Below are 20,813 nucleotides of genomic sequence, written 5' to 3'. Positions count from 1 at the left end.
TGAGTCATTCAACGCATGTTGGAGTTCACGATCGGCAAAAAGTGCCATTAAAAGGTGGTCTGGCGAAAACAGGCGCCGAGGCGACGGCTGGTTGCCAGCCACCATAGGGCATAACCATCCGCCGCCAGCAGTCCGATGGTCAGCGAGGAGGGAGATTCGCCGCTCAGCCATAGCATCGGCTGCCACAGCAAGAGCAGCACTTGCGATAACACCAGCAGCCAGCGCATCGCCCGCCACAGGCGCGGCAGGCGCTGACGATAGCCGCTAAGCAGAAAGGCCAGCACCGCCGGCACGCCGGGGAGTAGACCGAGCCAGAAGCGGTCGTGATCGGGATAGAACAGATTTAGAATCGCGTCGCCCTGCTGACGCGACGCGCCGGCCATCAAGAACAGCACCCAGGTGCGGGCCTGTAACAACAGCACGCACCAGAAAAGGAAAGGCAGACGCAGACGGCCATGGGCATCAAAATCGGCGGGGATAAACTCAGTATTCTTCATCTTCAATCAGGCGTTTGCCCAGGGTCAGGACATCGGCGTACTCATAGCCCAGCCGCTCGTACATCCCCTGCACCACGTCGTTGTCCTCGCGGACCATAATATTGATTTTCGGGCAGCCGCGAGCAATCAGCTTTTTCTCCAGACGGTTGAGCAGCGCGTTCGCGATCCCCCGACCGCGATATTCCGGATGGACGCCCAGATAGTAGGCCGACCCGCGATGGCCGTCATATCCGCCCATCACCGTACCGACGACTTCGCCGTTCACTTCCGCCACCAGGAACAGGCTGACATCGTGATTCAGCTTGCGCTCAATATCCATCTCCGGATCGTTCCAGGGACGCAGCAGATCGCAACGCTCCCACAGCGTCACAACCTCTTCGAAATCCTGCTGGCGAAAAACGCGAATCTCCATGGTATTCCCCACCATTGACGGTTAAAAACAGTGATTATGGCGCGAATATGACTGATAGCCAATATCAGGCGAAATCAGCGACAAAAAATGGCATAATATGACTTTGTCATGTATTGAAATGAAAAGTAAAACAATTCTTATTTTGAATGGTCGTAACGGCAAACGCGATACGATATAACATTGGACATCACTTGTTTACAATTCAGGCCGAATGAGCACTTTTAAACCCTTAAAAATACTTGCTTCGCGCCGTCAGGTGCTGAAAGCCGGGCTGGCTGCCATGACGCTGAGCGGCGTCACTGCACAGGTCAGCGCAAAAGAGCAGCCACTGAAAACATCAAATGGACACAGCAAACCCGCCGCCAAAAAGGCCGGCGCACGCCGCATTGTGATGCTCGACCCGGGCCACGGCGGCATCGACACCGGGGCTATCGGCCATAATGGCTCGAAAGAGAAGCATGTGGTGCTGGCGATCGCTAAGAACGTGCGCAGCATCTTGCGCAGCAACGGCATTGACGCCCGCCTGACCCGCACCGGCGATACCTTTATCCCGCTGTATGACCGCGTGGAGATTGCCCATCAGCACGGCGCCGATCTGTTTATGTCGATCCACGCCGATGGCTTCACCAACCCGAGCGCTGCCGGCGCCTCGGTGTTCGCTCTGTCAAACCGCGGCGCCAGTAGCGCCATGGCGAAATACCTCTCCGATCGCGAAAACCGCGCCGACGAGGTCGCCGGTAAGAAAGCGACGGATAAAGACCATCTGCTGCAGCAGGTGCTGTTCGATCTGGTACAGACCGACACCATTAAAAACAGCCTGACGCTGGGCTCGCATATCCTGAAAAAGATCAAGCCGGTGCATAAGCTGCACAGCCGCAATACCGAACAGGCGGCGTTCGTGGTGCTGAAGTCGCCGTCCATACCGTCCGTGCTGGTGGAAACCTCGTTCATTACGAACCCGAACGAGGAAAAACTGCTCGGCACCACCGCCTTCCGGCAGAAAATCGCCACCGCGATTGCCAACGGCATTATCAGCTATTTCCACTGGTTCGATAACCAGAAAGCCCATTCGAAGAGACGTTAATGAAACCCGATGCCGCGCAGGTTAAAACTTTTCTGCTCCAGCTGCAGGACAGCCTCTGTCAGCAGCTAAGCGCCGTGGATGGCGCGCCGTTTATTGAAGACGCCTGGCAGCGGGAAGGCGGCGGCGGCGGACGCAGCCGGGTGCTGCGCGACGGCAATGTGTTCGAGCAGGCGGGGGTCAACTTTTCCCATGTCCATGGCGACGCCATGCCAGCCTCCGCCACTGCCCACCGCCCGGAGCTGGCCGGACGCAGCTTTGAAGCCATGGGCGTCTCGCTGGTGGTCCATCCGCTGAACCCCTATGTGCCCACCAGCCACGCCAACGTGCGGTTCTTTATTGCCGAAAAGCCTGGCGCCGAGCCGGTGTGGTGGTTCGGTGGCGGCTTTGATTTAACCCCTTACTACGGCTTTGAAGAGGATGCCGTCCACTGGCATCGTACCGCCCGCGATCTGTGTCTGCCTTTCGGCGAAGCCGTCTATCCGCGCTATAAAAAATGGTGCGATGATTATTTCTATCTGAAGCACCGCCAGGAACAGCGCGGGATTGGCGGTCTGTTCTTTGACGACCTGAACACCCCGGATTTTGACCACTGCTTCGCCTTTATGCAGGCAGTGGGTAACGGTTACGCTGACGCCTATTTACCCATCGTCGAACGCCGAAAAGCCACGCCGTACGGCGAGCGTGAGCGCCATTTTCAGCTCTATCGCCGCGGCCGCTACGTCGAATTCAATCTGGTCTGGGACCGTGGGACCCTGTTCGGTCTGCAGACCGGCGGTAGGACGGAATCTATTCTGATGTCGATGCCGCCGCTGGTACGCTGGGAATATGATTACCAGCCGGAGGCCGGCAGCCCTGAGGCGGCGCTGAGCGAGTTTATTAAAGTGAAAGCCTGGATCTGAGCGACGCCAAATCAGACCAAAAAGCCCCGGAGTACCGGGGCTTTTTTATGACGTTTACAGCGGTTCGGTTTGCGCTTCGACAACCGCCAGCGCCACCATATTCACGATGCGACGCACAGAGGCGATCGGCGTCAGGATATGCACCGGCTTCGCTACCCCCATCAGCACCGGCCCGACGGTGACCCCTTCCGAACTGGAGACGCGCAGCAGGTTATAGCTGATCCGGGCGGCTTCCATATTCGGCATCACCAGAATATTGGCCGACCCCTTCAGCGGGCTGTCCGGCATGCGATCGTTGCGAATGCTTTCCACCAGCGCGGCGTCGCCATGCATTTCGCCATCGATCATCAGCTCCGGCGCGCGCGCCTTCACCAGCTCAAGGGTTCTGCGCATCTTGCTGGCGGACGGGCAGTCGGCAGAGCCAAAGTTGGAATGCGACAGCAACGCCACCCGCGGTTCGATACCAAAGCGACGCACGCTTTCCGCCGCCATCAGGGTGATCTCCGCCAGCTCTTCCGGCGATGGATCGTGATTGACATAGGTGTCGGCGATAAAGGTGTTGCCGCTCGGCAGCAACAGCGCGTTCATCGCCCCGGCGGTGCTGACGCCGTCGCGATAGCCGAACAGCGGCTGCACCACGCGGTAGTGGTCGTGGTACTCGCCAATGGTGCCGCAGATCATCGCATCCGCTTCGCCACGGTGAACCATGATGGCGCCAATCACCGTGGTGTTGCTAATCACCGCCCGCTGCGCCTGCTCCTGGGTAATGCCGCGGCGTTTCATCAGCTGGTAGTACTCGCTCCAGTACTCTTTAAACCGCGGGTCGGATTCATTATTGACGATCTCGAAGTCAACGCCGGCCTTGATCTGCAGGCCCAGCTTCTGGATGCGCATTTCAATCACGCTCGGGCGCCCCACCAGAATCGGTTTGGCCAGCCCCAGCGACACCAGCTCCTGGGTGGCGTGCAGCACCCGGGTCTCCTCCCCTTCCGCCAGCACCACGCGCTTCGGCTCTTTGCGCGCCTGAGAGAAGATAGGCTTCATAAACAGGTTGGTCTTATAGACGAACTCGCTCAGCTTCTCGATATAGGCGTCAAAATCGGCGATCGGGCGCGTCGCCACGCCGGAGTCCATCGCCGCCTTCGCCACCGCGGGGGCGATCTTGACGATCAGCCGCGGATCGAACGGTTTCGGAATAATGTAGTCCGGGCCAAAGCTTAAATCCTGATCGCCGTAGGCGGAGGCGACCACTTCGCTCTGCTCGGCGTGGGCCAGCTCGGCAATGGCATGCACCGCCGCCAGCTTCATCTCTTCGTTGATCGCCGTCGCGCCGACGTCCAGCGCGCCGCGGAAGATGAACGGGAAGCAGAGGACGTTGTTGACCTGGTTAGGGTAGTCGGAGCGGCCGGTGCAGATGATGGCGTCATCGCGGACCTGCTTCGCCAGCGGCGGCAGAATTTCCGGCTCCGGGTTGGCCAGGGCGAGGATCAGCGGCGCGCGCGCCATCTTCTTCACCATCTCCGGGGTCAGCACTTTCGGACCGGAGCAGCCGAGGAAAATGTCCGCGCCGTCGATCACGTCATCAAGGGTGCGTTTGCCGTCGTCTTCCACCGCGTAGGCCGCTTTGGTTTCCGCCATGTTCGGCTCACGATCCTTATAGATAACGCCTTTCGAATCGCAGACCACGATGTTGTGCTTTTGCATCCCCAGCGCCACCAGCAGGTTCATGCAGGCGATAGCCGCCGCCCCCGCGCCGGAGACCACCATCCGCACGTCGGACAGATTCTTCTCAACGACGCGCAGGCCGTTGAGGATCGCCGCGGTGCTGATGATCGCCGTGCCGTGCTGATCGTCATGGAACACCGGAATATTCATCCGCTCGCGCAGCTGCTGCTCAATGTAGAAACACTCCGGCGCTTTAATATCTTCGAGGTTGATGCCGCCGAAGGTCGGCTCGAGGGCGGCGACGACGTTAATGAATTTGTCCGGGTCCAGCTCATCGACTTCGATATCAAACACATCGATGCCGGCAAATTTCTTAAACAGGACGCCTTTGCCCTCCATTACCGGTTTGCCGGCCAGGGCGCCGATGTTGCCAAGCCCCAGCACCGCAGTGCCGTTGGAGACGACCGCCACCAGGTTGCCGCGGGCGGTATATTTGTAAGCCGCCAGCGGATCTTTTTCGATTTCCAGACAGGGGGCCGCGACGCCCGGCGAGTAGGCCAGCGCCAGATCGCGCTGGGTGGCGAGAGGTTTGGTCGGCGAGACCTGGATTTTTCCGGGAACCGGAAATTCGTGGAAGTCGAGGGCGCTCTGTTTTAACTGCTCATCCATTTTATATTCCTTTCTTTCACGTATCGTTCGTAGGGAAAAAGCGTGATGACCATCCTGTCGTTCACCTTTCAGTGGCAGACAGTATCCCTCCTGGCGGGGCGATAAACTTTGAACACCGCCAAACTCTGGCCATCGCTATGATCTGGTTGTTATCAATTTATAGCGGTTATGTTACCCGGATTCGCCGCCAATAATAGCCCCGTCTGCTATGCTTTTTGGTTATGTACCTCATCAATATTTATACCGCATACCGGCAAGCACTCATGTAACACCTTGTTCCAGGAGGACTTATCCATGAATCAGCTAGACAGTATTAAGCAGTTCACCACCGTGGTCGCCGACAGCGGCGACATCGAATCCATCCGCCACTACCATCCGGAAGATGCCACCACCAACCCCTCCCTGCTGCTGAAGGCCGCCGGGCTGGCGTCCTATAGCGGACTCATCGACGACGCGATCGCCTGGGCCAAAAAGCAAGGAGGCAGCCGCGAAGCGCAGGTAACTCACGCCTGCGATAAGCTGGCGGTCAATTTTGGCGCGGAGATCCTCAAAAGCATTCCTGGCCGTGTCTCCACCGAGGTGGACGCCCGGCTCTCCTTCAACCGGGAGAAGAGTATCGAGAAGGCGCGCCATCTGGTGGCGCTGTATCAGGAGATGGGCATTGATAAGTCACGGATCCTGATCAAGCTGGCCTCCACCTGGGAGGGGATCCGCGCCGCCGAAACGCTGGAAAAAGAGGGGATCCACTGCAACCTGACGCTGCTGTTTTCCTTCGCCCAGGCCCGGGCCTGCGCCGAAGCCGGGGTCTATCTGATCTCCCCTTTCGTCGGGCGTATTTATGACTGGTATCAGGCGCGCAAACCGCTGGATCCTTACGTGGTTGAGGAAGATCCAGGGGTGAAATCCGTGCGCAATATCTATGACTACTTCAAACAGCATAAATACAACACCATCGTGATGGGCGCCAGCTTCCGCCGCACCGAGCAGATCCTCGCCCTGGTCGGCTGCGACCGCCTGACCATCGCCCCGCCTTTATTAAAAGAGCTGCAGGCCAGCGACGCCCCGGTGGTGCGCAAACTGATCCCTGCCAGCCAGATCCTGCCGCGCCCGGTGCCGCTCAGCGAGGCGGAGTTCCGCTGGGAACATAATCAGGATCCTATGGCGGTCGAAAAGCTGGCGGAGGGTATCCGCCTGTTCGCCGTCGATCAACGCAAACTGGAAGATCTGCTTGCCGCCAAACTGTCACTTTAGTCTCACGGAGAAAACTATGTCCCGAAGAGAGCTTGCCAACGCCATCCGCGCCCTGAGTATGGACGCGGTGCAGAAAGCCAATTCCGGCCACCCCGGTGCGCCAATGGGGATGGCAGATATTGCCGAAGTGCTGTGGAACGATTTTCTCAAGCACAATCCGCAAAACCCTGGCTGGGTGGACCGCGACCGCTTTATTCTGTCCAACGGCCACGCGTCGATGCTGCTCTACAGTCTGCTGCACCTGACCGGCTACGATCTGCCGCTGTCAGAGCTAAAGCAGTTCCGCCAGCTTCACTCTAAAACGCCGGGTCACCCGGAGCATGGCTATACCCCCGGGGTGGAGACCACCACCGGCCCGCTGGGCCAGGGGCTGGCGAACGCCGTCGGTATGGCCATTGCCGAACGCACCCTGGCGGCGCAGTTTAACCGCCCCGGTCATGAGATTATCGACCATCACACCTGGGTTTTCATGGGCGATGGCTGTCTGATGGAGGGGATCTCCCATGAAGCCTGTTCGCTGGCAGGCACGCTCGGACTGGGCAAGCTGATCGGTTTTTACGATCACAACGGCATCTCCATCGACGGCAAAACCGAAGGCTGGTTTTCCGACGATACAGCGGAACGCTTCCGCGCCTACCACTGGCATGTGATCGGCGATATCGACGGCCACGATCCGCAGGCCATCAAACAAGCCATTACGGAAGCGCAGGCGGTGAAAGATAAGCCGTCGCTGATCATCTGTCGGACCATCATCGGCTTCGGTTCGCCCAACAAAGCCGGCTCAGAGGAGTCGCACGGCGCGGCGCTGGGTGAAAAAGAGGTGGCCCTGGCCCGCCAGCAGCTGGGCTGGAAATATCCGCCCTTTGAGATCCCGAAAGAGATCTATCAGGGTTGGGATGCGCGGCCACGCGGCGAAAAAGCCGAGCACGCCTGGAACGAGAAATTCGCCGCCTACCAGCAGCAGTTCCCGGAACTGGCCGCTGAGCTAACCCGTCGCATGGCAGGCGCCCTGCCGGAAGATTTTGCCGCGACGGCGCGTGACTACGTGGCGAAGCTGCAGGCCGAGCCGGCGAAGATCGCCAGCCGTAAAGCCTCGCAGAATGCGCTGAACGCGTACGGCCCCCACCTCCCGGAGCTGCTGGGCGGTTCGGCGGATCTCGCGCCGAGTAACCTGACCATCTGGTCCGGCTCGACATCGATTAAAGAGGATGCCGCCGGCAACTATATTCACTACGGCGTGCGCGAATTCGGCATGACCGCGGTGGCTAACGGCATCGCCCTGCACGGGGGCTTCATTCCCTATACCTCGACCTTTCTGATGTTTGTGGAATACGCCCGCAACGCCGCGCGCATGGCGGCCCTGATGAAGGCCCGGCAGATCATGGTCTATACCCATGACTCCATCGGTCTTGGGGAAGACGGTCCGACCCACCAGGCGGTGGAACAGCTGGCCAGTCTGCGGCTGACGCCCAACTTCAGCACCTGGCGCCCTTGCGACCAGGTGGAGACCGCCGTCGCCTGGCAGGCGGCCATCGCGCGTCAGGGCGGACCGACGGCGCTGATCCTGTCGCGACAAAACCTGGCGCAGATGCCGCGTACCCCGCAACAGGTTCAGGATATCGCCCGGGGCGGCTACGTGCTGAAGGATGCCGGCGGCAAACCCGACCTGATCCTTATCGCCACCGGCTCGGAAGTGGAAATCACCGTCCTGGCGGCGGAAAAACTGTTGGCCAACGGAGTGAATGTGCGGGTGGTTTCGCTCCCCTCCACCGACGTGTTTGACGCTCAGGACGAGGCCTGGCGCGAGTCGGTGCTGCCGTCGGACGTCAGCGCCCGGGTGGCCGTCGAGGCCGGGATAGCGGACTACTGGTATAAATATGTCGGCTTAAAAGGCAAGATCGTCGGCATGACCGGCTACGGTGAATCCGCCCCGGCGGAGCAGCTGTTCCCGTTCTTTGGCTTTACGGTCGACCATATCGTCGCCACCGCCGAACAGGTGCTTAACGGGTGATCCACAGCGTGGGCCAGGCATCTGGCCCCTGCCAGTTGTCGCACGTCGGCTGCTGTGCGTAACGGGAGAGGCTGAACCGCTGGCCGTCAAAACGCCAGCGGGTCTGGATCCCGCAATCGCCAGACGCGCGCCCCTTGTCCAGGGTCACCAGCTCATGACGACGGTCATCATAGCTGGCGTTAATCAGCTCAATCTCCCGCGGCGCCTCGCCGGGCGGCTGAAATGGCAGCGTCAGCCGCACCTGACGGGCGACATACGGGCGCTGGCGGGAGACCAGCCAGGCCAGCCAGACGGTGTTGTACGCCCCGGATTCACAGCTGGTCATCAGCAGCACTTTGTCATCCGTCAGCGCAGTGACGCGAATTTCGCGGCGGAACGGATCGAGGGAGCAGTTGCTGTTGCTCATCCGCTCATTGCCGTAATCCATCAGATCGTTGAGTTCATCACGTCCCAGCGGCGACTGCGCCGTGACCGCGCTCGCCACCGCGCGCAGCGCCGGCGCCGGCGGTACGCTGAGCGGCGGCTCCTCCCCTTTGCCGACCCAGGCCGTTTCGCTGCCCACCCGCTTTTGCCGGGCATCGATAAATAACAGGGCCGCTTTCAGCCCCTGCAGGGAGATGGTCTGCAGGCCGTTGGCCAGCGAGAGGGTTTTTCCCTCCTGGACCCGCTGAAGGAAGGCATCGATCGTCACGCTGTCGTCGGTTTTAATGAGTTTATCTTCAATGCGCCAGCGCTTGTCGGTCAGGGACAGCGGTTTACCATCCAGCAGCAGGCGCGGCGCTATCGGCGCGAGCGTCGCCACCGGATTGCCGGTGCCGCCCAGTTCGATACGCAGGCTGGCGTCAGTAGCCGCCCCGGCGCTGCGGCTGAGGGTCATCACCAGACCATAATGCAGCCCCACGTTGCGGGTGACGCAGAAATTTTGGTTATTACAGGTGACCTGCCAGTCGTTGAAGCGCTGCTGCGCCGGTGCCGACCATGCCTGTGAGCAAGGCAGCACCGCCAGAAAGAGGAAAAAAATGATGCGAAAAAGCATGAACCGCCCGACCCCAGATAAACCCGACCACGGCGCCTATCCTGGACAACGGCAGCCGCTGACTCAATCGGATTTGTCAGAGTTCCCCGACATCAGGCCGGAGGTTTGCAGATACTGCAGCAGAATGACCGCTTTCCCGTCGCGGATCTCCCCATCAGCGACCATCTGTAGCGCCTGGCTAAAGGGCAGCTCCAGCACCTCGATGGCTTCGTCATCCACCCCGCCGCCGCTGGTGGTTCGCTGGGCGTCGCTGTACTCGGCGATAAAGAAATGCACCACTTCGGTGACGCCGCCTGGCGACATAAACAGCTCAAACAGCTTTCGCACCTCGCCCACTTCATAGCCGGTCTCTTCCACCGCCTCTTTCCGAATGCAGGCCTCCGGCTCGTCGTTGTCCAGCAGCCCGGCGCAGGTTTCAATCAGCATGCCGTCATGATTGCCATTGACCCAGGTGGCGACCCGGAACTGACGCACCAGGACCACCGTCTGCTTATGGCGGTTATACAGCAGCACGGTGGCGCCATTGCCGCGATCGTAGACCTCGCGTTTGTGGCGCACGACGCTGCCGTCCGCCCGCGTCAGCTCATAGGTCATGTTGCGTAGTACGAACCAGTTCTCAGAGAGGATTTTATCTTTAATGACGTGAATATTGAGTGACATACCGACCCCACAGCGTAAAAGGACGCCCTCATACTACGCTGCGGAGCCGGGTTTGTCGTCAGTGAAGCGGCGTCGTTTTCAGCCCCAGATAGTCAAGGATCCCCTGCGCCGCATGACGGCCTTCCGCCATCGCCGTTACCACCAGGTCGGCGCCGCGCACGGCATCGCCGCCGGCGAAGATCTTCTCCTGACTGGTCTGATAACGGTAACGGCTCTCCACTCCGGCTTTAATCCGCCCCTGGCTGTCCAGCGCCACCCCGGCCGCTTCCAGCCAGGGCATGCGGTGCGGGTGGAAGCCAAAGGCCATGATCACCGCCTCTGCCGGCATAACAAACTCGCTGCCGGGGATCGGCGTCGGGCGGCGTCTTCCGCCGGCGTCCGGAGCGCCAAGCTCGGTGCGCAAAAAGCGAACCCCGTTCACCCGTCCGTTCTCGTCCAGCTCAAGCGTCACCGGCTGGACGTTAAACTCAAAGAGCGCCCCCTCTTCGCGGGCGTTTTTGACCTCTTTTTTCGAGCCCGGCATGTTGGCTTCATCCCGCCGATAGGCGCAAGTCACCTGGCGGGCGCCATGGCGCAGCGCGGTGCGCACGCAGTCCATCGCCGTATCGCCGCCCCCCAGCACCACCACGTTCAGCCCGGCGGTGTTGACATAAGGCTCCAGCGCCGATTCCGTCAGCCCCATCACCTGTTTGGTGTTGGCGATAAGAAACGGCAGCGCATCGTAGACCCCGGGCGCCTCTTCATTCGGCAGGCCGGCCTTCATGGAGCGATAGGTTCCGGCGCCGACGAACACCGCGTCATACTCAGCCAGCAGCGTCGCCAGGGGGATATCTTTCCCCACCTCGCAGTTGAGCTCAAAGTGGACGCCCATCTCGCAGAAAATCGCCCGCCGCCGGGCCAGCAGTGACTTATCCAGCTTGAACGCCGGAATGCCGAAGGTCAGCAGGCCGCCGATCTCCGGATGACGGTCAAAGACCACCGGCTGTACGCCGTGGCGCACCAGCACATCGGCGCAGGCCAGCCCGGCCGGTCCGGCGCCGATAATCGCCACCCGTTTGCCGCTCGGCTTAACCTGCGAGAGGTCCGGACGCCAGCCGCTGGCCAGCGCCTGGTCGGATATAAATCGCTCAATATTGCCGATGGTGACCGCGCCGCTTTCATCGCGCAGGGTGCAGGCGCCCTCACACAGCCGGTCCTGAGGGCAGACGCGGCCGGTGATCTCCGGCAGACAGTTGGTCTGATGGGACAGGGCGACCGCGGCGGCGATATCCCCTGCCTTCACCAGCTCGACCCACTGCGGAATGTGGTTATGCAGTGGACAGGTCCATTCACAGATGCTGTGTTCTCCACATTTCAGGCAGCGGGCGGCCTGCTGCCGTGCCTGCGTCGGGGTGAACGGCTGATAGATCTCCTCAAAGTGGCTCTTACGCGCCTCCGCCGCCAGCTTATCCGGCTCTCCGCGCGGCGGCGTCATCGCCATTTGCCTGGCCTTCTCGCCGGCGTCGGGCTGCCTGGCGGGGGCCGCGCCGCGCTGCCACGGCTGCGCCTCCTGGCAGGCCGACCGCAGACGCCGCTGCCTGGCCAGCGTGGTCAATGTCTCATCGTCGGCGAGGGTCAGCGCCTGCGCCGGACAGTTTTCCACACAGGCCGGTCCCGCCTCGCGGCCCGCGCACAGATCGCATTTTTGCGCGCTGGCTTTCACCTGGCCTGCGGCCTGTGGCGTGACCACGACCTGCATCACCCCGAACGGGCAGGCCACCATGCAGGATTTACAGCCAATGCATTTCTCCTGACAGACCTGAACGCTGTCGCCAGTCTGGGCGATGGCGCCGTTGGGGCAGCTGCGGAGGCAGGGGGCGTCTTCGCAGTGGCGGCAGGTGATGGCGTTACGCTGCCCTTCTGCTTTAATCACGGTGATACGGGGCAAAAAGCGCTGCGGGGTCAGCGCATGTTGCTCCTCGTTATGCGCCATTACGCAGGCCACTTCGCAGGCCTGGCAACCGATACATTTTCGGCTATCGCTCAATATAAAGTGGTTCATGGCTTCCTTTTGTCTTATTGGTGAATAACCCCTTAATGCGCATGCCTATTTATTACCCGACAAGACGAGGCCGGAACAATGTTCATTTGCCCAGGATACCCTTTTTCTGGAAAGAATCCGTTTTGGATCAATTTTTTTGACTTAAATGAAATCAGGTTTCACATCGGCAAGGAATAATGCGTCCCCGGGTGCTGCGGGCGAAGCGGAGTGGCCGACCCGGCGGCAGGAAAGTTCGATGTTTCTTTACGATACGGCAAAAGCAACATGATAAATTACACTATCTCCTTAATTTCTCCACGATTGCCGGAGGCGCTGGGGCTAAAGTGGCACAGGCTGTGCAATAACAAGAACATGTGCATATGAGGTTTTTATTCTGATGGCGAATTTCTTTATCGATCGCCCCATTTTTGCGTGGGTGCTGGCAATCCTGTTATGCCTGACGGGCACCCTTGCCATTTTGTCGCTGCCGGTTGAACAGTATCCCGATCTGGCCCCGCCGAATGTGCGGGTCACGGCCAACTATCCCGGCGCCTCCGCGCAAACCCTGGAGAATACCGTCACCCAGGTTATCGAACAGAATATGACCGGCCTCGATAACCTGATGTATATGTCATCCCAGAGCAGCGCCACCGGCCAGGCGACCATCACCCTCAGTTTTACCGCCGGTACCGACCCGGACGAAGCCGTGCAGCAGGTGCAAAACCAGCTGCAGTCGGCGATGCGTAAGCTGCCGCAGGCGGTGCAAAACCAGGGGGTAACGGTGCGCAAGACTGGCGATACCAATATCCTGACCCTCGCCTTCGTCTCCACCGACGGCAGTATGGATAAACAGGATATCGCCGACTACGTCGCCAGTAACATTCAGGACCCGCTCAGCCGCGTCAACGGCGTAGGGGATATCGACGCCTACGGCTCGCAATACTCAATGCGCATCTGGCTCGATCCGGCAAAGCTCAATAGCTTCCAGCTGACCACCAAGGATGTTACCGACGCCATCAGTTCGCAGAACGCCCAGATTGCCGTCGGCCAGCTCGGCGGCACGCCTTCCGTCGATAAGCAGGCGCTGAACGCCACCATCAACTCGCAATCTCTGCTGCAAACCCCGGAGCAGTTTCGCAATATCACCCTGCGCGTCAATCAGGATGGTTCAGAGGTGACCCTCGGCGATGTCGCTACCGTGGAGATGGGGGCGGAGAAGTACGACTATCTTAGCCGCTATAACCGCCAGGCCGCCTCTGGCCTGGGAATTAAGCTCGCCTCCGGCGCCAACGAAATGGCCACCGCGGAGCGCGTGATCGCTCGCCTCAATGAGCTGTCGCAGTATTTCCCGCACGGGCTGGAATATAAAGTCGCCTACGAGACCACCTCCTTCGTGAAGGCTTCCATTACCGACGTGGTGAAAACCCTGCTGGAGGCGATCCTGCTGGTTTTCCTCGTGATGTATCTGTTCCTGCAGAACTTCCGCGCCACCCTGATCCCGACCATCGCCGTGCCGGTGGTGCTGATGGGCACCTTCGCGGTGCTTTATGCCTGTGGCTACAGCATCAACACCCTGACGATGTTCGCGATGGTGCTGGCTATCGGCCTGCTGGTGGATGACGCCATCGTGGTGGTGGAAAACGTTGAGCGCATCATGAGCGAGGAAGGCCTGTCGCCGCGGGAAGCCACCCGCAAATCGATGGGACAAATTCAGGGCGCGCTGGTGGGGATCGCGATGGTGCTGTCGGCGGTGTTTGTGCCGATGGCCTTCTTCGGCGGCACCACCGGCGCTATCTATCGCCAGTTCTCAATTACTATCGTCGCGGCGATGGTCCTCTCGGTGCTGGTGGCCATGATCCTCACCCCGGCCCTTTGCGCCACCCTGCTCAAACCGGTTAAGCCAGGTGAATCTCATGAGAGAAAAGGCTTCTTCGGCTGGTTCAACCGCACCTTTAACCGCAGCGCCAGCCGCTATGAAACCTTCGTCGGCAAAATTCTTCATCGCTCGCTGCGCTGGATGCTGATCTACGTCGTTCTGCTCGGCGGGATGGTGTTCCTGTTCCTGCATCTGCCCACCTCATTCCTGCCGCTGGAGGATCGGGGGATGTTCACCACCTCGGTACAGTTGCCGAGCGGCAGCACCCAACAGCAGACGCTGAAAGTGGTGCAGAAAGCGGAAGATTACTTCCTCAATAACGAGAAGCAAAACGTGGAGTCGGTGTTCGCTACCGTTGGCTCCGGCCCCGGCGGCAACGGGCAGAACGTAGCCCGTATGTTCGTGCGCCTCAAAGACTGGGACCAGCGCGATCCGCAAACCGGCTCCTCCTTTGCCATTATTGAACGCGCCACCAAAGCGTTTAATCAGATCAACGAAGCCCGGGTCATCGCCAGCAGCCCGCCGGCGATCAGCGGCCTCGGCAGTTCGGCAGGCTTCGATATGGAGCTGGAAGATCACGCCGGTAAGGGGCACGATGCGCTGATGGCGGCACGCGATACGCTGCTTGAGCTGGCGGGTAAAAACCCGCTGTTGACCCGCGTCCGGCATAACGGGCTCGACGACAGCCCGCAGCTGCAGGTCGATATCGATCAGCGTAAAGCTCAGGCGCTGGGCGTCTCCATTGACGACATCAACGATACGCTGCAAACCGCGTGGGGGTCGAGCTACGTCAACGACTTTATGGATCGCGGGAGGGTGAAGAAAGTCTACGTCCAGGCGGCGGCGAAATATCGAATGCTGCCTGACGATATCAATCTCTGGTACGTCCGCAACAGCAGCGGCACGATGGTGCCGTTCTCGGCCTTCGCCACCTCGCGCTGGGAGACCGGCTCGCCGCGTCTGGAGCGCTACAATGGCTATTCGGCGGTGGAGATCGTCGGTGAGGCGGCGCCGGGCATCAGTACCGGTACCGCGATGGACATGATGGAGAAACTGGCCGCGCAGCTGCCAACCGGCTTTGGCCTCGAATGGACCGCCATGTCCTATCAGGAACGCCTCTCCGGCGCTCAGGCGCCGGCCCTGTACGCGATTTCTCTGCTGGTGGTGTTCCTGTGCCTGGCGGCGCTGTACGAGAGCTGGTCGGTGCCGTTCTCGGTGATGCTGGTGGTCCCACTCGGGGTGATTGGCGCCCTGCTGGCGACCTGGATGCGCGGCCTGGAGAATGACGTTTACTTCCAGGTGGGCCTGTTGACGGTGATCGGCCTGTCGGCGAAAAACGCCATTCTGATCGTCGAGTTCGCCAATGAGCTCAACGAGAAAGGCCAGGATCTGCTCAGCGCCACGCTGTCGGCCTGCCGTCAGCGCCTGCGCCCCATTCTGATGACCTCGCTGGCGTTTATCTTCGGCGTCCTGCCGATGGCCACCAGCACCGGAGCCGGCTCCGGCAGCCAGCATGCGGTCGGTACCGGGGTGATGGGCGGGATGATCTCCGCCACCGTGCTGGCCATCTTTTTCGTACCGCTGTTCTTTGTGCTGGTGCGCCGCCGCTTTCCGCTGAAGGAGCGTCCGCAATAAACCGTCGGGCGTCGGCGGCGAGCCGGAATAACAGAAAAGGCGACCTGGATGGTCGCCTTCTTTATGTGTTCAGAACCATGACGCGCTTATTTACGTCGCGTTATTCCCCTGCTCACATTGCGGAAATTTATTTACGAAGCATGCCTTCAATAAAATCTTTCCAGTTCCCCAGTTCATGTTCAATCATAATAGCCTCTCTTATTATTATGGTCGATTCTATATAACTTCATTGCTGATGGGAAGTTGTGCTCCCCTATTGCTCTGATTGTCTTGTGGACCGCTGACAGAGATAAAACCTCTGGTTGCCGCCACTATGCCGTCTCGTATGTAAAAATTATGTGACGCAGAGCACCATCAGGCAACATTTTCGTAATATTGTTAGTGCCCTCACATCATGCCCGCGACTGGGCGAATTTTAATCACCCGAAAACATGGCATAAGATACCCGGTAAAAAGTTATATTTATTCATCTGAATCACGTATTATTTCAATAAGGCTTATATATTCGGAAATATCTGAGTTAACCGCTTAATTGAATGTTAAAGGTTTATCTATGCTCACCATGTACGGAATTAAAAACTGCGATACCATTAAAAAAGCCCGCCGCTGGCTGGAAGCGCATCAGATTGACTATCGCTTCCATGACTACCGCGCCGATGGCCTCGACCGCGCGCAACTGGATACCTTTATTGCCGAACTGGGCTGGCAGGCGCTGCTGAACACCCGCGGCACCACCTGGCGCAAGCTGGACGAATCGCTGCGCAACAGCATCGATAATGCCGATGCCGCCGCCGCGTTGATGCTGGAAATGCCAGCGATTATCAAACGCCCATTGCTCTGCGCGCCCGGTCGTCCTATGCTGCTGGGTTTTAGTGAAGCAAGTTATCAGCAGTTTAACGAGGTATAGTCTATGTCTTGCCCGGTCATTGAGCTGGCTCAGCAGCTTATTCGCCGCCCTTCCCTTAGCCCCGATGATGCGGGATGCCAGGCGTTAATGATTGAACGCCTGCGTGCGATCGGCTTTACCGTTGAACCGATGGATTTCGGCGATACGCAGAACTTCTGGGCCTGGCGCGGCCACGGCGAGACGCTGGCCTTCGCCGGCCACACCGACGTAGTCCCGGCAGGCGACGCCGACCGCTGGATCAATCCGCCGTTCGAACCCACCATCCGCGACGGGATGCTGTTTGGCCGCGGGGCGGCAGATATGAAAGGCTCGCTGGCGGCGATGGTGGTTGCCGCTGAGCGTTTTGTCGCGCAGTACCCGAACCACCGGGGCCGGCTGGCGTTTTTGATTACCTCTGATGAAGAGGCCAGCGCCAAAAACGGCACCGTCAAAGTGGTGGAGACGCTGATGGCGCGTAACGAGCGTCTGGACTACTGTCTGGTCGGCGAACCCTCCAGTACCGAAGTGGTCGGCGATGTGGTGAAAAACGGCCGCCGCGGCTCGCTGACCTGCAATCTGACCATTCACGGCGTACAGGGCCATGTCGCCTATCCGCACCTTGCCGATAACCCCGTCCATCGCGCGGCGCCGATGCTGGCGGAGCTGGTCACTATCGAGTGGGATAAAGGCAATGAATACTTCCCGCCGACCAGCATGCAGATTGCCAACGTGCAGTCCGGCACCGGCAGCAACAACGTGATCCCTGGCGATATGTTCGTCCAGTTCAACTTCCGCTTCAGTACGGAACTGACGGACGAGATGATCAAAGCCCGGGTGGTCGCCCTGCTGGAAAAATACCAGCTGCGTTACAGCGTGGAGTGGTGGCTCTCCGGCCAGCCGTTCCTCACCGGACGGGGCAAGCTGGTGGATGCGGTCGTCAACGCGATTGAGCACTATAATGAGATCAAACCGCAGCTGTTAACCAACGGCGGCACCTCAGACGGACGGTTTATCGCGCGCATGGGGGCGCAGGTGGTAGAGCTGGGCCCCGTGAACGCCACGATTCACAAAATTAATGAATGTGTGAACGCCGCCGACCTGCAGCTGCTGGCGCGGATGTATCAACGCGTAATGGAACAGCTGGTCGCCTGACGTACTGACGTAAAGAGGAAGCGCGCATGGAATGGCTTATTAAACACTGGTGGATTCTGGTGCTGGTCTTTTTGGTGGGGGTAATTATCAACGTGATTAAAGATCTGAACCGCGTTGACCACAAAAAATTCCTTAACAACAAACCCGATCTGCCGCCGCACCGTGATTTTAACGATAAATGGGACGATGACGACGACTGGCCGAAGCACGACCAGTCGAAGAAACCGTAAGTTTGCCTTTATCGCGGTACCGCCCGCCTGTAACCCCGCCCGCCGGGGTTACAGCATTTCGATGATATCGTCCCCTTTCGGCGTACTGCCGCTCAGCGCCTCATCAAAATAGTGCTTCGGCACGGTATAGCGCAGTCGCTCAATCGCAAACTGCATGCTGCGATCGTCAATGGCATGCCCCAGATCGTCAACAATATCTAAGGTCACGTCGCCCCCCGCCTGCAACAACGCCTCCTGAGCCGACACCGCCCATGCCAGATCGATAACCCGATCGTCACCACCGTGGATCAGGTGAATGGTGGTGGCCGTCGTTGCGGTGACCGGCAGCGTCGCGTAGCGGCCATTAAAGGCGATCACCCGCGAAGCCAGATCCGGCGCCGCTTTGATGCTCTCCAGCGACATGATCGCCCCCTGAGAGAAGCCGATCAGCGCGGTGGCCAGCGGGCTGACGCCGCTCTTTTCCTGCCAGTAGCGCACAATGTCAATAAAGGTCGGCATAATGGCGTCGATACGCTGCTGACGATTCTCTTCCGTCACTCCCTGCACCGAAAACCACTGCCGGCCGTTGGGACCGCAAGGCTCCACCCCGCCAATGCTAACGATCAGCGCATCAGGAAACTGCGGCGCGAACCAGCTGCCAATTTGCCCCATGGAGACCGGGTTATCCCCCACGCCATGAAACAGCAGCAACAGCTGTTGCGCAGGCGTCGCAGGGCTTTGAACAATAAAATGATCGTGTTTCATGGCTGTCTCCTTTGTGTATGCGGGCAGTGTACGCCGCTCGCCAGATATGACCATGCCATTTAACTGAATGAGTTAGTTAAAAAAATTGCAGGTGCGCTACCTGCTGACGCAGCGCCTCAGCGCGCGCTGCATCGAGGAAGCGCAAGGCGTCAGCGGTCTCCTGACGCCATCTCGCCAGCAGCGCTTTACGCCCTGTTAGCTGCAGCGCGGCGCAGAGTTCGGCCTCTTCTTCCCCCTGCAGGCGCCCGCGCAGCGCCGGCAACGGCATGTCGACCTGCATCAGCAGACGATTGAGGCAACCCAGCGCCGCAGCCAGCGGGCGGTGGGCGAAGGCAAAGCTGGCCGCTTCCAGCCAGTCCTCCTCACTAAGCATAGCCCCTGAAACGGCAGTCAGCGGCGCGGGCACGTCCCGCCACGGGCGCAGCCAGTATTCATCGCGTTGTAGCCGCTGTGCCTCCCGCTGCGCGAGCTGATGCCCCGCTGCAGTCAGCGGGAACAGAGCCATCGCGGTATAGCATCCGCTGCTGGCCTCGCGATGAGTACCCAGCCGCACGAGGATAAACCCGCAGCGTTGCCAGAAGCGCCACAGCTCAGGGGTATAGCCAAAGCTGACGGAGAGATAGTCATAACCTGCGGCATCGGCGGCGATATCCGCGATCATCTGCTGCCCCAGCCCTTCGCGCTGGCGGGCGGGGTGGACGGCGATCCGACTGACCCGCAGCCCGCGCAGCGTCGCCGCCAGGGGACTGCCGCCATGCGCCGCCAGAGACTGGGCGACCAGGTTCCCTCGCGGCCGGCGAAAACCCGCCCACACCGCCCGGCTGAGTTCAGGAGAAAGTCCCCCCTCGGCCACCAGCCACAGGGCGCCCGCCACCGCGCCGCCGGCGCGTGCGCAGCGGAAAGCCTGGCCCGGCGCGTCCATCATGCGCCGCAGATCGAGAGGAGAAGTGCGGTAATGCGCCCCGGACAACAGCTGGTACATCGCCTCCGGCAGCGCCGACCGCGTTTGCCAGCTGGACTGATCGACCTCTTCCACGGCAACCTCCCCCGTCGGCGCATCGCGAAATGCCTCATCGCTGAAGATCAGCAGCTGACTGATGGCTGACTCCAGCGGGCAGCCCACTGCCCAGCGGATCGGCGCGCTCAGGCTGAACGACTGCAGATGGGGCAGGCTGGCGCAAAATTTCAGCAGGAACCCGCGCCCGGTGCCCTCATAACCCTGCACCGTCGTGGTGAGTAGCGTGCGGGGAAAACGGCTTACCAGCTGCCGGAGAAGCGGAGCCGGAATGGCCGCGGCCTCATCGACAATCAGCCAGGACGCCGTTTCTTTCGACGACAGCAGCGCATCAGGCGCCATAAAGCGAAAGGCCTCGCCGGCAAAGCTCGCCAGCACATCGACGGCGCTGCGGGTCGGGGCGGTAACGATGGCCTCGCCCGCGAGCTGGCGCAGCAACATGCCCGCGAGGGCGGATTTGCCTCGCCCTCGTTCAGCCGTCACCGCCGCGATACCGGGCGGTAGACGCAACAATTGCGCAAGGATCGCCGCCTGTTCGGCCAGCGGGTGACCCTCGGCGGGATGCCAGTCAGGGCGCGGGACGGCCAGCGGGAGCCGCGGCGAGTCCGACTGCCGCCAGAGCAGCACATCGGGGTCGGCGATAAACTGCCGACAGCAGCGGAGAACAAAGTGGGGGGTAGAGATCGGGTCGGGCGTATCGCTCCAGCGCAGGGAGTCCTCATCCACCCGAGACGGCCAGTCGGCGAAGGGGGGCGTCAGCAGCACCAGCCAGCTTCCCGCCCGCAGGGTACCGCTCAGGGCCGCCAGGGCGGCTACATCAAATCCGCGCCGGGCATCGAAAAAGGCGTGCATGACTTCCCGCCCCAGCAGCGTCTTCAGGGCGCCAGGCGCCACCCCGGGCGCGAAAACCGGCTCGGGGCCCACCCACAGGCCATCGCCGGCGAGCCTCTCCCGCAGCGCCTGCGCCTGCTGCAGCGTCCAGGCCTCGTCGCCGCTGAGTACCAGCAGGCGGCGAATTCCCTCCCGCGCCATCTGCGCGGTGAGGTCAAGCATCGCGTCCATCATCGGTGG

The 20,813-nt window shown here is 60.4% G+C and carries 17 protein-coding genes; 8 read left to right on the top strand and 9 right to left on the bottom strand.

Annotation, left to right across the window (positions count from 1 at the left end; all coding sequences use genetic code 11):
- Positions 1-47 precede the first annotated feature (47 nt).
- Positions 48-497 (bottom strand): DUF2919 domain-containing protein, encoded by a 450-nt coding sequence (locus ABLU95_RS08670; protein WP_032453690.1) that lies wholly within the window; start codon positions 495-497, stop codon positions 48-50.
- On the bottom strand, positions 484-909 hold the full coding sequence (locus tag ABLU95_RS08665) for a GNAT family acetyltransferase (RefSeq protein ID WP_002913637.1): 426 nt from the start codon (positions 907-909) through the stop codon (positions 484-486). Before ABLU95_RS08665 ends, ABLU95_RS08670 begins: the two co-directional genes overlap by 14 nt.
- A gap of 211 nt (positions 910-1,120) precedes the next feature.
- Between ABLU95_RS08665 and amiA the strand changes: the two genes are divergently transcribed.
- Both amiA and hemF read left to right on the top strand, forming a co-directional pair.
- Positions 1,121-1,993 carry an N-acetylmuramoyl-L-alanine amidase AmiA gene (amiA, locus tag ABLU95_RS08660; protein WP_004201984.1) on the top strand — a complete coding sequence of 291 codons (873 nt, stop codon included), beginning with the start codon at positions 1,121-1,123 and terminating at the stop codon, positions 1,991-1,993.
- Positions 1,993-2,892 carry an oxygen-dependent coproporphyrinogen oxidase gene (hemF, locus tag ABLU95_RS08655; RefSeq protein WP_101881322.1) on the top strand — a complete coding sequence of 300 codons (900 nt, stop codon included), beginning with the start codon at positions 1,993-1,995 and terminating at the stop codon, positions 2,890-2,892. The genes amiA and hemF overlap by 1 nt, the downstream gene beginning before the upstream one ends.
- A gap of 54 nt (positions 2,893-2,946) precedes the next feature.
- Here the strand turns inward: hemF and maeB are convergent, their stop codons facing one another.
- The gene (maeB, locus tag ABLU95_RS08650) at positions 2,947-5,226 is read right to left on the bottom strand and encodes an NADP-dependent oxaloacetate-decarboxylating malate dehydrogenase (protein ID WP_023290604.1); all 2,280 of its coding nucleotides are present in this window, start codon (positions 5,224-5,226) and stop codon (positions 2,947-2,949) included.
- Between the two features lie 294 nt (positions 5,227-5,520).
- On the opposite strand from maeB, the gene tal reads away from it, so the two are divergent.
- Both tal and tkt read left to right on the top strand, forming a co-directional pair.
- Positions 5,521-6,477 (top strand): transaldolase, encoded by a 957-nt coding sequence (gene tal / locus ABLU95_RS08645; RefSeq protein ID WP_023290605.1) that lies wholly within the window; start codon positions 5,521-5,523, stop codon positions 6,475-6,477.
- Between the two features lie 16 nt (positions 6,478-6,493).
- The gene (gene tkt / locus ABLU95_RS08640; protein WP_023290606.1) at positions 6,494-8,488 is read left to right on the top strand and encodes a transketolase; all 1,995 of its coding nucleotides are present in this window, start codon (positions 6,494-6,496) and stop codon (positions 8,486-8,488) included.
- Here tkt and ABLU95_RS08635 read toward each other — a convergent pair.
- The 3 genes from ABLU95_RS08635 to aegA form a co-directional block, all read right to left on the bottom strand.
- Positions 8,478-9,524 carry a DUF1176 domain-containing protein gene (locus ABLU95_RS08635; protein WP_023290607.1) on the bottom strand — a complete coding sequence of 349 codons (1,047 nt, stop codon included), beginning with the start codon at positions 9,522-9,524 and terminating at the stop codon, positions 8,478-8,480. The two genes, tkt and ABLU95_RS08635, sit on opposite strands and share 11 nt — an antisense overlap.
- Before the next feature lie 63 nt (positions 9,525-9,587).
- Complete coding sequence (nudK, locus tag ABLU95_RS08630) at positions 9,588-10,184, bottom strand: GDP-mannose pyrophosphatase NudK (protein ID WP_002913754.1); 597 nt, start codon at positions 10,182-10,184, stop codon at positions 9,588-9,590.
- A 58-nt stretch (positions 10,185-10,242) separates the two neighbouring features.
- Entirely contained in the window at positions 10,243-12,225 is a 1,983-nt protein-coding gene (gene aegA / locus ABLU95_RS08625) for a formate-dependent uric acid utilization protein AegA (protein WP_261902142.1), read from the bottom strand.
- A gap of 376 nt (positions 12,226-12,601) precedes the next feature.
- Here aegA and acrD point away from each other — a divergent pair, with 376 nt between their 5' ends.
- Positions 12,602-15,715 (top strand): multidrug efflux RND transporter permease AcrD, encoded by a 3,114-nt coding sequence (acrD, locus tag ABLU95_RS08620; protein ID WP_032453700.1) that lies wholly within the window; start codon positions 12,602-12,604, stop codon positions 15,713-15,715.
- Positions 15,716-15,842: 127 nt separating this feature from the next.
- On the opposite strand, the gene ypfM is transcribed toward acrD, so the two are convergent.
- Positions 15,843-15,902 (bottom strand): protein YpfM, encoded by a 60-nt coding sequence (gene ypfM / locus ABLU95_RS08615; protein WP_100181659.1) that lies wholly within the window; start codon positions 15,900-15,902, stop codon positions 15,843-15,845.
- A 366-nt stretch (positions 15,903-16,268) separates the two neighbouring features.
- On the opposite strand from ypfM, the gene ABLU95_RS08610 reads away from it, so the two are divergent.
- From ABLU95_RS08610 to ABLU95_RS08600, 3 genes are read left to right on the top strand one after another with little or no spacing between them, the layout of a single operon-like run.
- A complete protein-coding gene (locus tag ABLU95_RS08610; RefSeq protein ID WP_023290610.1) occupies positions 16,269-16,622 on the top strand; it encodes an ArsC family reductase in 354 nt (117 codons plus the stop codon).
- A gap of 3 nt (positions 16,623-16,625) precedes the next feature.
- Positions 16,626-17,753: a succinyl-diaminopimelate desuccinylase gene (gene dapE, locus ABLU95_RS08605; protein WP_023290611.1), complete on the top strand. Its 1,128-nt coding sequence runs from the start codon at positions 16,626-16,628 to the stop codon at positions 17,751-17,753.
- A gap of 26 nt (positions 17,754-17,779) precedes the next feature.
- Positions 17,780-17,983, top strand: coding sequence for a YpfN family protein (locus ABLU95_RS08600; protein WP_002913768.1), 204 nt, complete (start codon positions 17,780-17,782; stop codon positions 17,981-17,983).
- A 48-nt stretch (positions 17,984-18,031) separates the two neighbouring features.
- Here the strand turns inward: ABLU95_RS08600 and ypfH are convergent, their stop codons facing one another.
- Both ypfH and ABLU95_RS08590 read right to left on the bottom strand, forming a co-directional pair.
- Positions 18,032-18,727 carry an esterase gene (ypfH, locus tag ABLU95_RS08595; protein ID WP_023290612.1) on the bottom strand — a complete coding sequence of 232 codons (696 nt, stop codon included), beginning with the start codon at positions 18,725-18,727 and terminating at the stop codon, positions 18,032-18,034.
- Positions 18,728-18,803: 76 nt separating this feature from the next.
- Positions 18,804-20,807, bottom strand: a complete 2,004-nt coding sequence (locus ABLU95_RS08590) for a GNAT family N-acetyltransferase (protein WP_348879246.1) — start codon at positions 20,805-20,807, stop codon at positions 18,804-18,806.
- Positions 20,808-20,813 lie beyond the last annotated feature (6 nt).

Source organism: Klebsiella sp. GG_Kp146 (genome assembly GCF_040061975.1).
Classification (GTDB): Bacteria; Pseudomonadota; Gammaproteobacteria; order Enterobacterales; family Enterobacteriaceae; genus Klebsiella; species Klebsiella quasipneumoniae.
The sequence above is the reverse complement of the archived record's forward strand: the minus strand, read 5'-3'. Positions and strand labels throughout refer to the sequence as shown.